This window comes from Pseudorhodoferax aquiterrae (assembly GCF_014652235.1).
GTDB classification, from domain to species: domain Bacteria; phylum Pseudomonadota; class Gammaproteobacteria; order Burkholderiales; family Burkholderiaceae_C; genus Pseudorhodoferax; species Pseudorhodoferax aquiterrae.
In genome coordinates, this window is the sequence record NZ_BMYK01000012.1 from 13,911 (window position 1) to 26,180 (window position 12,270).

10 protein-coding genes are annotated in these 12,270 nt (G+C 71.5%); 8 read left to right on the forward strand and 2 right to left on the reverse strand.

Features of this window, described 5'->3' with window-relative positions:
• The first annotated feature begins 55 nt into the window (after positions 1–55).
• The 7 genes from IE209_RS18300 to IE209_RS18330 all read left to right on the forward strand — a co-directional run bounded on the left by IE209_RS18300 (position 56) and on the right by IE209_RS18330 (position 7,415).
• Positions 56–757 carry a pirin family protein gene (locus IE209_RS18300; RefSeq protein ID WP_189688381.1) on the forward strand — a complete coding sequence of 234 codons (702 nt, stop codon included), beginning with the start codon at positions 56–58 and terminating at the stop codon, positions 755–757.
• Between the two features lie 100 nt (positions 758–857).
• Complete coding sequence (locus IE209_RS18305) at positions 858–1,511, forward strand: isochorismatase family protein (RefSeq protein WP_145547373.1); 654 nt, start codon at positions 858–860, stop codon at positions 1,509–1,511.
• A gap of 193 nt (positions 1,512–1,704) precedes the next feature.
• Positions 1,705–2,541 carry an alpha/beta fold hydrolase gene (locus tag IE209_RS18310; protein WP_189688382.1) on the forward strand — a complete coding sequence of 279 codons (837 nt, stop codon included), beginning with the start codon at positions 1,705–1,707 and terminating at the stop codon, positions 2,539–2,541.
• Between the two features lie 4 nt (positions 2,542–2,545).
• Positions 2,546–4,435 carry an amidohydrolase gene (locus IE209_RS18315; RefSeq protein WP_189688383.1) on the forward strand — a complete coding sequence of 630 codons (1,890 nt, stop codon included), beginning with the start codon at positions 2,546–2,548 and terminating at the stop codon, positions 4,433–4,435.
• Positions 4,435–4,824: a DoxX family protein gene (locus IE209_RS18320; protein WP_189688384.1), complete on the forward strand. Its 390-nt coding sequence runs from the start codon at positions 4,435–4,437 to the stop codon at positions 4,822–4,824. Before IE209_RS18315 ends, IE209_RS18320 begins: the two co-directional genes overlap by 1 nt.
• Positions 4,821–6,449, forward strand: coding sequence for an MFS transporter (locus IE209_RS18325; protein WP_189688385.1), 1,629 nt, complete (start codon positions 4,821–4,823; stop codon positions 6,447–6,449). Before IE209_RS18320 ends, IE209_RS18325 begins: the two co-directional genes overlap by 4 nt.
• 69 nt (positions 6,450–6,518) lie before the next feature.
• Positions 6,519–7,415: a helix-turn-helix domain-containing protein gene (locus tag IE209_RS18330; RefSeq protein WP_189688386.1), complete on the forward strand. Its 897-nt coding sequence runs from the start codon at positions 6,519–6,521 to the stop codon at positions 7,413–7,415.
• On the opposite strand, the gene IE209_RS18335 is transcribed toward IE209_RS18330, so the two are convergent.
• Positions 7,412–8,056, reverse strand: a complete 645-nt coding sequence (locus IE209_RS18335; protein WP_189688387.1) for a DedA family protein — start codon at positions 8,054–8,056, stop codon at positions 7,412–7,414. The two genes, IE209_RS18330 and IE209_RS18335, sit on opposite strands and share 4 nt — an antisense overlap.
• 46 nt (positions 8,057–8,102) lie before the next feature.
• Positions 8,103–8,255, reverse strand: coding sequence for a hypothetical protein (locus IE209_RS18340; RefSeq protein WP_189688388.1), 153 nt, complete (start codon positions 8,253–8,255; stop codon positions 8,103–8,105).
• A gap of 192 nt (positions 8,256–8,447) precedes the next feature.
• Here IE209_RS18340 and putA point away from each other — a divergent pair, with 192 nt between their 5' ends.
• Entirely contained in the window at positions 8,448–12,254 is a 3,807-nt protein-coding gene (putA, locus tag IE209_RS18345) for a trifunctional transcriptional regulator/proline dehydrogenase/L-glutamate gamma-semialdehyde dehydrogenase (protein ID WP_189688389.1), read from the forward strand.
• Positions 12,255–12,270 lie beyond the last annotated feature (16 nt).

The window sequence follows — 12,270 nt, forward strand, 5'->3', positions numbered from 1 at the left end:
CGATCACGCCTTTCTAAAGTCTCTCCATCGCAACACGCACCGCAGGAGAAACACCATGATCGAACGCCGCCCCTTCGCTGAACTCGGTGGAGAAAACCACGGCTGGCTGGACGCCAAGCACCACTTCTCGTTCGCCGGCTACCACGACCCGGCCCGCATGCACTGGGGTGCGCTGCGCGTCTGGAACGACGACACCATCGCGCCCAACACCGGCTTCCCGCCGCACGGCCATGCCGACATGGAAATCATCACCTACGTGCGGGAAGGCGCCATCACGCACGAGGACAACCTGGGCAACAAGGGCCGCACCGAGGCCGGCGACGTGCAGGTCATGAGCGCGGGCAGCGGCATCCGCCACGCCGAGTACAACCGCGAGCCGGTCACCACGCGCATCTTCCAGATCTGGATCATGCCCAATGGCCGCGGCAAGCCGCCGGCCTGGGGTGCCAAGCCCTTCCCCAAGACCGACCGCGCCGGCCAGTTCGTGGCGCTGGCCAGCGGCCTGGAAGGCGACACCGACGCACTGCCGATCCGCACCGACGCCCGCGTCTCCGGTGCCACGCTGAAGGCCGGCCAGTCCACGACCTACCCGCTGGGCACGGGCCGTCGGGCCTACGTGGTGCCGGCCCAGGGCGCGGTCGAGATCGACGGCGTGCGCATCGACACCCGCGACGGCGCAGCCATCAAGGACGTCGAGCGCTTCACGGTAACGGCACTGTCCGACGCCGAGGTCGTGCTCGTCGACTCCGCCGCCTGAGCACAAGCGTTCCAGGCACAGCACAAACCATCTAGTCCATCCCGGGGCAAGCACCTATGGTGCGCCCCAGCCTTTCCCACCACCACCAAGGAGTACCACCATGGCCATCACCGCAACCCCCACCCCCGGCGCCAAGCTGCTGACGCCCCAGGACCACACGCTGGTCATGATCGACTTCCAGTCGCAGATGGCGTTCGCCACGCACTCGATCGACCCGGTGCAGCTGCGCTCCAACGCCGCACTGGTGGCCAACGCCGCCGCCGGGTTCAAGGCCTCCACCATCCTGACCACGGTGGCCGAGAAGAGCTTCTCGGGCCCGATGTTCGAGGAGGTGACCGCGCCGTTCCCGGGCCTGAAGATGCTGGACCGCACCTCCATGAACACCTGGGAGGACGCGGCCGTGATCGCCCGCATCAACGAAATCGGCAAGAGCCGCATCGTGCTGGCCGGCCTGTGGACCAGCGTGTGCATCGTCGGCCCGGCCCTGTCGGCGCTGGACCAGGGCTTCGAGGTCTACGTGATCGCCGACGCCTGTGGCGACATCTCCACCGAAGCCCACAACCGCGCCATGGACCGCATGGTGCAGGCCGGCGCCCGCCCAATCACGGCGCTGCAGTACCTGCTGGAGATGCAGCGCGACTGGGCCCGCACCGACACCTACGACATGACGACCGGCATCGCCAAGAAGTTCGGCGGCGGCTACGGCATCGGCATCACCTACGCCAAGACCATGTTCGGCGCCCACGAAGGCTAAAAACAGGCCCACCCCTTTGGCTGGCTCACTGCGTGTAGCCAGCCCATCCCCCTCAAGGGGCGCACCCGGCGGCCTGGCAGAGCCAGTTCCGCGGGTGCCCCCGCATGGCCTGCTCCGCGGCCTTCGGAGCAGCAGCATGCAAGCCTAGCGTTAACCCCGGCGCGCAGCGCCACCATTGAACCGGAGCACACACATGAGCACCATCGTCACCGCCGACGGCACCGCGATCTTCTACAAGGACTGGGGCCCCAAGGACGCCCAGCCCATCATGTTCCACCACGGCTGGCCGCTGTCCTCGGACGACTGGGACGCGCAGATGCTGTTCTTCGTGCAGCGCGGTTTCCGCGTCGTGGCGCACGACCGGCGCGGCCACGGCCGCTCGGCCCAGGTCAGCGAAGGCCACGACATGGACCACTACGCGGCCGATGCCTTCGCGGTGGCCGAGCACCTGGACCTGCGCAACGCCGTGCACGTGGGCCATTCCACGGGCGGTGGCGAGGTGGCGCGCTATGTCGCCAAGCATGGCCAGCCCGCAGGCCGCGTGGCCAAGGCGGTGCTGGTGTCGGCCGTGCCGCCGCTCATGCTCAAGACCGCCAGCAACCCCGAAGGCCTGCCGATGGAGGTGTTCGACGGCTTCCGTGCCGGCGTGGCGGGCAACCGCGCCCAGACCTTCCTGGACGTGCCCACGGGCCCGTTCTACGGCTTCAACCGGCCCGGCGCGACCGTGCACGAAGGCGTGATCCGCAACTGGTGGCGCCAGGGCATGATGGGCAGCGCCAAGGCCCACTACGACGGCATCAAGGCCTTCTCGGAGACCGACCAGACCGAGGACCTGAAGGCCATCACCGTGCCCACGCTGGTGCTGCACGGCGACGACGACCAGATCGTGCCGATCGCGGACTCCGCGCTCAAGTCGGTCAAGCTGCTCCAGAACGGCACGCTCAAGGTCTATCCGGGCTATTCGCACGGCATGCTGACGGTGAACGCCGACGTGCTGAACGCCGACATCCTGGCCTTCATCCAAGGCTGACGCGATGACTGCCGGCCAGGACTTCGCCGATGTGGTGCTGCGCGGTGGCCGCTTCACCACGCTCAACCGCGCCCAGCCCACGGCCACGGCCGTGGCCATCCGCGGCGGCCGCTTCGCCGCCGTGGGCAGCGACGCGCAGGCCATGGCCCTGGCCGGCCCGGCCACGCGCGTCATCGACCTGCAGGGCCGCAGCGTGCTGCCCGGCCTGATCGACAACCACCTGCACATCATCCGCGGGGGTCTGAACTTCAACCTGGAACTGCGCTGGGACGGTGTGAAGAGCCTGGCCGACGCCATGGCCATGCTGAAGGCCCAGGTGGCCATCACGCCCGCACCGCAATGGGTGCGCGTGGTGGGCGGCTTCACCGAGCACCAGTTCGCCGAGAAGCGCCTGCCCACCATCGCCGAGCTCAATGCGGTGGCGCCGGACACGCCGGTGTTCCTGCTGCACCTGTACGACCGCGCGCTGCTCAACGGCGCCGCGCTGCGCGCCGTGGGCTACACCAAGGACACGCCCGCCCCGCCCGGCGGCGAGATCGTGCGCGACGCGGCCGGCAACCCCACGGGCCTGCTGCTGGCCAAGCCCAACGCGAGCATCCTGTACGCCACGCTGGCCAAGGGCCCCAAGCTGCCCTACGAGTACCAGCTCAACTCCACGCGCCACTTCATGCGCGAGCTGAACCGCCTGGGCGTGACGGGCGCGATCGACGCGGGCGGGGGTTTCCAGAACTACCCGGACGACTACCAGGTCATCCAGGAACTGGCCGACCAGGATCAGCTGACCATCCGCCTGGCCTACAACCTGTTCACGCAAAAGCCCAAGCAGGAGAAGGCCGACTTCCTGAACTGGACCGCCACCTCGCAGTACAAGCAGGGCACGGACTACTTCCGCCACAACGGCGCGGGCGAGATGCTGGTGTTCTCGGCCGCCGACTTCGAGGACTTCCGCCAGCCGCGGCCCGACATGGCGCCCGAGATGGAGGGCGACCTGGAAGAGGTGGTGACCCTCCTCGCGCAGAACCGCTGGCCCTGGCGCCTGCACGCCACCTACGACGAGACCATCAGCCGCGCGCTCGACGTGTTCGAGAAGGTCAACCAGGACGTGCCGCTGGCGGGCCTGCACTGGTTCTTCGACCACTGCGAGACCATCTCGGAGAAGTCCATCGACCGCATCGCGGCGCTGGGCGGCGGCATCGCCGTGCAGCACCGCATGGCCTACCAGGGCGAGTACTTCGTGGAGCGCTACGGCGCCGGCGCGGCCGAGGCCACGCCGCCCGTCAAGCGCATGCTGGAGAAAGGCGCCAGGGTCTCGGCCGGCACCGACGCCACGCGCGTGGCCTCCTACAACCCCTGGGTCTCGCTGTCCTGGCTTGTCACGGGCAAGACCGTGGGCGGGTTGCAGATCACGCCGCAGCGCAACTGCCTGGACCGCGAGACCGCGCTGCGCATGTGGACCGAGAACGTGACCTGGTTCAGCAACGAGGAAGGCAAGAAGGGCCGCATCGAGGTCGGCCAGTTCGCCGACCTCGTGGTGCCCGACCGCGACTTCTTCGCCTGCCCCGAGTCCGAGATCGCCGACACCACGGCGCTGCTCACCATGGTGGGCGGCAAGGTGGTCTATGCGGCCGGCGCCTTCGCCAGCCACGACGCCGGCGCACCGCCGCCGGCCATGCCCGACTGGTCGCCCGTGCGCCGCTTCGGCGGCTACGGCAACTGGGGCGAACAGGGCGCGCCGCTGCAGGCGACCTTGCGCCAGGCCGCTGCGGCCTGTGCCTGCGCCAACGACTGCAAGGTCCACGGCCACCAGCACGCCACGGCCTGGACGAGCAAGCTGCCGATCAGCGACCTGAAGGGCTTCTGGGGCGCGCTGGGCTGCGCGTGCTGGGCGGTCTGATGGAAGTCGTCGCGTCGCCGTGGGTGCAGGGCCTGGCGCTGTTGCTGCTGTGCTCGGCCTACCTGCAGGGCGCGTTCGACAAGGCGCGGGACTTTCCCGCCGCCGTGGCCGAGATGCGGCAGTTCGGCCTGGCGCCCGCAGCACCCCTGGCCGCGGCCACCATCGCGCTGGAGGCCGTGGCCTCCGTGATGGTGGTCAGCGGCTGGGGCCGCTGGCTCGGCGCGCTGGCGCTGTGCGGTTTCACGCTGCTGGCCACCGTGCTCGCGGCGCCCTTCTGGTCCGTTCCGGCGCCGCAACGCCGGCCCATGGCCAACACATTCTTCGAACACCTGGGACTCGCAGGCGCTTTCCTGCTGGTCGCCATCCACGACCTGGGCACCACGCCATGAGTACCGCACCCGCTTCTTCCGGCAGCTTCGCGCCGCTGCGCCAACCCATCTTCGCCGTGCTGTGGACCGCCACGGTGCTGGGCAACATCGGCAGCTTCATGCGCGACGTGGCCAGCGCCTGGATGGTGACCGAGCTGTCGGCCAGCCCCACGGCCGTGGCGCTGATCCAGACCGCAGCCACGCTGCCGATCTTCCTGCTGGCCATCCCCGCGGGCGTGCTGTCCGACATCCTGGACCGGCGCCGCTTCCTGATCGGCATCCAGGTGCTGCTGGCGCTGGTCAGCGGCGCACTGCTGCTGCTGGCCCACACGCAGACGCTGACCGTGGAATACCTCGTCGCGCTGACCTTCCTGGGCGGCGTGGGCGCGGCGCTGATGGGGCCGACCTGGCAGTCCATCGTGCCCGAGCTCGTGCCGCGGCAGGACCTCAAGAACGCCGTGGCGCTGAACTCGCTGGGCATCAACATCGCGCGCGCGCTCGGCCCCGCGGTCGGCGGCCTGCTGCTGGCCAGCTTCGGCGCCGCGGCGGCCTACGGCGCCGACGTGCTGAGCTACGTGTTCGTGATCGCCGCGCTGCTGTGGTGGAAGCGCCCGCCCACGGTGGACAGCGCACTGTCCGAGCAGTTCTTCGGTGCCTTCCGCGCCGGCATCCGCTACGCGCGGGCCAGCCGCGAGCTGCACGTGGTGCTGCTGCGCGCCGCCGTGTTCTTCCTGTTCGCCAGCGCGGTCTGGGCGCTGCTGCCGCTGGTGGCGCGCCAGATGCTACAGGGCACGGCCGGCTTTTACGGCGTGATGCTGGGGGCCGTGGGCGCCGGCGCCATCGGCGGCGCGCTGCTGCTGCCGCGGCTGCGCCAGCGCCTGGACGCCGACGGCCTGGTGCTGCTGGCCGCGCTGCTGGCGGCAGGCATGATGGCCGCGCTGTCCTTCGCGCCGCCCCAATGGCTGGCCGTGCTGCTCATGCTGGTGCTGGGCGTGGGCTGGATCGTGGCGCTGACCACGCTCAACGGCGTGGCCCAGGCCGTGCTGCCCAACTGGGTGCGCGGCCGCGGCCTGGCCATCTACCTGATGGTGTTCAACGGCGCCATGGCCGCCGGCAGCCTGGCATGGGGCCTGGTGGCGCAGCAGATCGGCGTGCCGCTGGCGCTGCTGGTCGGCGCGGTCGGCCTGGTGGCGATCGGCGTCGTGTTCCACCGCGTCAAGCTGCCCACGGGCGAGGCCGACCTGCAGCCGGCCAACCACTGGCCCGAGCCGATGCTGACGGCGCCCGTCGCGCACGACCGCGGCCCGGTCGTGGTGCAGGTGGAGTACCGCGTGCGGCGTGCCGACCTGCCGGCCTTCCTGCAGGCCATGCAGGCCGTGGAGCGCGAACGCCGGCGCGACGGCGCCTACGCCTGGGGCGTGGCCGAGCACACCGGCGAGCCCGAGCGCGTGATCGAGTGGTTCATGGTGGAGTCCTGGGCCGAGCACCTGCGCCAGCACCACCGCGTGTCCAAGGCCGATGCCGACCTGCAGGCCCAGGCGCTGCGCTGGCACATCGGGCCGGACCAGCCGGTCGTCCACCACTTCCTGGCGCTGGACCCGCGCCAGCCGCCGGCCGAAACCGCCGTGCCCGCCCACGCACACTGAACCGCCGAGGCAGGCCGCCATCCCCCCTGGGGCGCGGGGGGCGCTGCGCGCGGCCTCCACAATCGGCGGGTGACCGCTGCCCTACCCGCCCACGCTGCCCCGACCGCCGACGCCCTCGGCTGCACCGCCGCCCACCTGCACGCCAGCCAGGACCTGCAGGCCGAAGGCATGCAGATCTACCGCCGCCGCTCGTCGGACCGCGCCATGGGCCAGGTGGCGACGGCCGCCAGCGGACGTGGTTACCTGGTCGGCATCTCGCTGGCCGCCGGCCATGCGCGCCGCGTGCTGCAGGGGCGCGGCGGCGAGACCTACCACTTCGGTTCCAGCGCCGTCTACATCCGCAGCTTCGCCGACGACTACCGCGCGGACATCTGCACCCCCTTCGACTTCGTGCTGCTGGAGCTTCCGCCGGCCCTGTTCGACCGTGCAAGCGGCGGCCATTGCGGCCGGCGCGTGGCCGGCCTGCGCACCAGCACCGCGGTGGAAGATCCCGTGCTCGCCGGGCTGGGCCGGGCGCTGCTGCCGTCGCTGGCACGGCCGCAGGAGGCCAGCCCCCTGTTCCTGGGCCAGATGGCCACGGTCATCGAAACCCACCTGATCGAACGCCACGGCGACGGCCTGGCCGACGCGCCGCCCATCGGCGGCCTGGCGCGGCGGCACGAGCGCCTGGCCAAGGAGATGCTGGCCAGCCGGCTCGACGGCAAGTTGTCGATGGCCGAGATCGCGTCCGCCTGCGGCCTGTCGCGCAGCCACTTCGCGCGCGCCTTCCGCGCCAGCACCGGCCAGTCGCCCACGCAATGGCTGCAGGCGCAGCGCGTGGACACGGCCTGCGCGCTGATGGCGCAGCCGGGCCGTACGCTGGCCGAGGTCGCCGCGGCCTGCGGCTTCGCCGACCAGAGCCACTTCGCCCGGGTGTTCCGGCAGCTGAAGGGAATGGCGCCGAACCGCTGGCGCCAGTTGCGCTAGGCGGCGCCCATGCCAGGAGCCTCTTCCTCGCCGAGTTCGGCACCGTGGCGGTGCCACCAGCGCCAGACCAGGAAGCCCGCCAGGCCCAGCGCGGCCAGAGCGGCCAGAGCCATGCCGGCCGCGGCCAGGCCGTCCAGCAGCGTGCCGAGCTGACGGCTGAACACCGCGCCCAGCGCCAGGTACAGGGCCGACCAGAGCGCGCTGGCCAACGCGTCGTTCAAAAGGAAGCGGCGCGTGGACATGCCCAGCGCACCGGCCATGGGCGCGGCGACCACCGACACGCCCGGCACGAACTTGGCGGCCAGCAAGGCGCCACCGCCATGGCGGGCCATCAGGTTCTCGCTGCCGACCACGCAGGAGTCGGGCGAGAGCGAGAAGCGGCAGAGCAGGCCCAGGATGCGGTGGCCGTAGCGCCGGCCCGCCAGGTACCACACGCCGTCGCCCAGCACGTTGGCGACGGTGGCCACGGCCAGCGCCGGCAGCCACAGCGCCAGCAGGCCGCCCGGCATGCCCATCGCCACGCCGCCGGCCACCACCAGCAAGGGCGCGGCCGGCAGCGGCAGCCCGGCCCGTGCCGCCAGCGTGACGGCGAAGACGAGCGCCAGCCCGTACTCGACCATCAGTGACGACAAGACTTGCATGGACCGGAGCTCCGTGGGTGGAAGAAAAAAGGAAAGGGAACAGGCCTCAGGCGGCCGGGTTGCCCATCACGCAGGCGCACTGCAGCGGCGGATGCGAGGGCGTGGACGGTGCGGACGACGAGGCGGGCAGGCTGCCGGCCCAGGCGATGTTGGCGGCGGCGCCCAGGATGGCGAGGGTGAGTGCAACGGCGTTTTTCATGATGGGAGGACTGTAGGCGGGCAAGCCCCGCAGATAAATCCCACGCCGAGCAACGCGCTGTTTCCAAAACAGCAAACAAGCCTCTGTCGATCCGGGCGAACCCGGATGCCCTGGCACGCTGCTTGCAATATGGTTGCACCTCCCGTTTTGACAAGGTGCAACCCGCGCTCCTGGCGCGCGTGCAGGTGAAAGATGAGTTTGACGACATTGGGCATCAAGGTGGATGAACTGTTCCGCTCCCGGCTGAAGGCCGCGGCGGAGGCCGTGGGGCGCAGCCCGCACTGGTTCATCAAGCAGGCCGTGCTGAGTGCGATCGAAAAGGTCGAAGGCGGCTTCGTGCCGGGGCGACTGGTGGGCGCAGGCGAGCTCGGCACCGCCATGGACGGTCTTGCGCACCTCGAAGGTGCAACCGAAGTATTCAGCAGCGCCACAACGGTGCAACCTTTTCTGATCTTCGCCCAGGGAGTTGCACCCCAGTCGGTGCGGCGCGCCGCCATCACGGCCGCTTACCGCCGTCCGGAGCCCGAATGCGTGCCGCTGTTGCTGGGCCTGGCGCGCCAGCCGGCCGCGGCCACCGCCAAGGCCGAGGCCCTGGCGCGCAAGCTCGTGACGGCGCTGCGCGCGCGCGGCACCGGCGGCGGCGTGGAAGGCCTGCTGCAGGAATTCTCCCTGTCCAGCCAGGAGGGCGTGGCACTGATGTGCATGGCCGAAGCCCTGCTGCGCATCCCCGACCGGGCCACGCGCGACGCGCTGATCCGCGACAAGATCAGCCAGGGCGACTGGCAGTCGCATGTGGGCCACTCGCCCTCGCTGTTCGTGAACGCCGCCACCTGGGGCCTGCTGCTGACCGGCAAGCTGGTGTCCACCAGCAGCGAGAAGTCGCTGTCCTCGGCCCTGTCGCGGCTGATCGGCAAGGGCGGCGAGCCGCTGATCCGCAAGGGCGTGGACACGGCCATGCGCGTGATGGGCGAGCAGTTCGTGACGGGCGAGACCATCTCCTCGGCCCTGGCCAATGCCCGCAAGCTGGAGGCCAGGGGCTTTCGCTACTCCTACGACATGCTGGGCGAGGCCGCCACCACGGCCGAGGACGCGGCGCGCTACCTGGGCCTGTACGAGCAGGCCATCCACGCCATCGGCCGCGCCAGCGCGGGCCGCGGCATCTACGAGGGCCCCGGCATCTCGATCAAGCTGTCGGCGCTGCACCCGCGCTACGCGCGTGCCCAGCACGAGCGCGTGGTCGGCGAGCTGCTGCCGCGCGTGCGCGCACTGGCCCTGCTGGCGCGCCGCTACGACATTGGCCTGAACATCGACGCCGAGGAGGCCGACCGGCTGGAACTCTCGCTGGACCTGCTCGAGGCCCTGTGCTTCGACCCCGAGCTGCAGGGCTGGGACGGCATCGGCTTCGTGGTGCAGGCCTACCAGAAGCGCTGCCCCTTCGTGATCGACCACCTGGTCGAGCTGGCCCAGCGCAGCGGCCGGCGCCTGATGGTGCGGCTGGTCAAGGGCGCCTACTGGGACAGCGAGATCAAGCGCGCCCAGGTCGACGGCCTGGAGGACTACCCGGTGTTCACGCGCAAGCTGCACACCGACATCTCCTACCTGGCCTGCGCGCGCAAGCTGCTGGCCCAGCCCCAGGCCATCTACCCGCAGTTCGCCACCCACAACGCCTACACGCTGGCCGCCATCTACCAGATGGCCGGCAACAACTACTACCCCGGACAGTACGAGTTCCAGTGCCTGCACGGCATGGGCGAGCCGCTCTACGAGGAGGTGGTGGGCGCCGTGGCCGACGGCAAGCTGGCGCGGCCCTGCCGCATCTATGCGCCGGTCGGCACGCACGAAACGCTGCTGGCCTACCTGGTGCGCCGGCTGCTCGAGAACGGCGCCAACACCTCCTTCGTGAACCAGATCGCCGACCCGCGCGTGCCGGTGGACGCGCTGGTCGCCGACCCGGTGGCCGCGGCCGAGCGCGCCCAGCCGCTGGGCGCGCCGCACGAGCGCATCCCGCTGCCGCGCGACCTGTTCCCGGACCGCGCCAACTCCGCCGGGCTGGACCTGTCCAACGAACAGCGCCTGGCCTCGCTGGCCACCGCACTCTTGGGCAGCACCGGCCGGGCCTGGCAGGCCGGCCCGACCGGTTGCGGCTGGGACGCCGCCCGCGCCCAGCCCGTGCGCAACCCGGCCGACCGGCGCGACGTGGTCGGCCACGTGCTCGAAGCCAGCACGGACCAGGTCGACGCCGCGCTCGCGGCGGCCCAGGATGCCGCGCCGATCTGGCAGTCCACCCCGCCGGCCGAACGCGCGCGCTGCCTGGAGCGGGCCGCCGATGCGCTGGAGGGGCAGATGCAGCAGCTGCTGGGCCTGATCGTGCGCGAGGCCGGCAAGACCCTGCCCAACGCCATCGCCGAGGTGCGCGAGGCGGTGGACTTCCTGCGCTACTACGCGGCCCAGGCCCGCGCCGAGCTGGCCGCCGGCACCGAATTGCCGCTGGGCCCGGTGCTGTGCATCAGCCCCTGGAACTTCCCGCTGGCCATCTTCACGGGCCAGCTGGCCGCGGCGCTGGCGGCCGGCAATGTGGTGCTGGCCAAGCCGGCCGAGCAGACGCCGCTGGTCGCCGCCTGCGCGGTCGAGATCCTGCACACCGCCGGTGTGCCGCACGGCGCGCTGCAGCTGCTGCCCGGTCCCGGCGAGACCGTGGGCGCACGCCTGGTGGCCGACCCGCGCGTGCGCGGCGTGATGTTCACGGGCTCCACCGAGGTGGCGCGCCTCATCGCACGCCAGCTGGCCGAGCGCCTGGACGACCAGGGCCGCACCATCCCGCTGATCGCCGAGACCGGCGGCCAGAACGCCATGGTGGTGGATTCCTCGGCCCTGCCCGAGCAGGTGGTGCTGGACGTGCTGCAGTCGGCCTACGACTCGGCCGGCCAGCGCTGCTCGGCGCTGCGCCTTTTGTGCCTGCAGGAGGACGTGGCCGACCGCATGCTGGCCATGCTGCGCGGTGCGCTGCACGAGCTGGCCGTGGGCAACCCCGACCGGCTGGAGACCGACGTGGGCCCGGTCATCGACGAGGCCGCGCGCGAGGCGATCGAGAAGCACGTCGCGGCCATGGCCGCGGCCGGTTGCCGCGTCGAGCGGCTGGCGCTGCCGGCCGCCTGCGCGCAGGGCAGCTTCGTGGCGCCGGCCCTGGTGGAGATCGACAGCCCGGCCCGGCTCGAGCGCGAGGTCTTCGGCCCCGTGCTGCACGTGCTGCGCTACCGGCGCGGCGCCCTGCCCCAGCTCATCGACGCCATCAACGCCACCGGCTACGGCCTGACCTTCGGCCTGCACACGCGCATCGACGAGACCATCGCCCAGGTGACGGCGCGCATCCACGCCGGCAACGTGTACGTGAACCGCAACGTGGTGGGTGCCGTGGTCGGCGTGCAGCCCTTCGGCGGCGAAGGCCTCTCGGGCACCGGCCCCAAGGCCGGCGGCCCGCTGTACCTGCACCGGCTGCTGGCCGCCGGACCGCGCCCCGCGCTGCGCCTGCGCGAGCCCACCGTGCTGCCCGGCCCGACCGGCGAGCGCAACCTGTACAGCCTGGCCCCGCGCGGCACGGTGTTGTGCGTGGCAGCCACGCCGGCCGGTGCGCAGGCGCAGTGGGAGGCCGCGCGCGCCACCGGCAACCGCGTGCTGTGGACCGACACACCGGCCGCGCGCGCGCAGCTGGCGGCCTTGCCCGAGGCCGAGCGCGCCGAGGCGCGTGTGCTGGCAGCGGACCAGGCCCTGGCCGCCGACATCCAAGCCGCGCTGTTCGAGGGCGACCCCGACGCGCTGCGCGCGCTGAACCGCCAGCTGGCACAGCGCGACGGCCCCATCCTGTCCGTGCAGGGCCTGGCCAGCGACGAGATCGCCAGCGGCCGCGGCCGCTACGCGCTGGAGCGGCTCGTCGTCGAGCGCGCCGTCAGCACCAACACCGCGGCCGCCGGCGGCAACGCCTCGCTCATGGCCATCGGCTGATGCCGCGCACCCCGTT

Bases quoted from the DNA above. Each gene is read 5' to 3' on its own strand.
- IE209_RS18305 (WP_145547373.1), top strand. From the start codon at position 858: ATGGCCATCACCGCAACCCCCACCCCCGGCGCCAAGCTGCTGACGCCC.
- putA (WP_189688389.1), top strand. From the start codon at position 8,448: ATGAGTTTGACGACATTGGGCATCAAGGTGGATGAACTGTTCCGCTCC.
- IE209_RS18315 (WP_189688383.1), top strand. From the start codon at position 2,546: ATGACTGCCGGCCAGGACTTCGCCGATGTGGTGCTGCGCGGTGGCCGC.
- IE209_RS18320 (WP_189688384.1), top strand. From the start codon at position 4,435: ATGGAAGTCGTCGCGTCGCCGTGGGTGCAGGGCCTGGCGCTGTTGCTG.
- IE209_RS18300 (WP_189688381.1), top strand. From the start codon at position 56: ATGATCGAACGCCGCCCCTTCGCTGAACTCGGTGGAGAAAACCACGGC.
- IE209_RS18310 (WP_189688382.1), top strand. From the start codon at position 1,705: ATGAGCACCATCGTCACCGCCGACGGCACCGCGATCTTCTACAAGGAC.
- IE209_RS18335 (WP_189688387.1), bottom strand. From the start codon at position 8,056: ATGCAAGTCTTGTCGTCACTGATGGTCGAGTACGGGCTGGCGCTCGTC.
- IE209_RS18340 (WP_189688388.1), bottom strand. From the start codon at position 8,255: ATGAAAAACGCCGTTGCACTCACCCTCGCCATCCTGGGCGCCGCCGCC.
- IE209_RS18325 (WP_189688385.1), top strand. From the start codon at position 4,821: ATGAGTACCGCACCCGCTTCTTCCGGCAGCTTCGCGCCGCTGCGCCAA.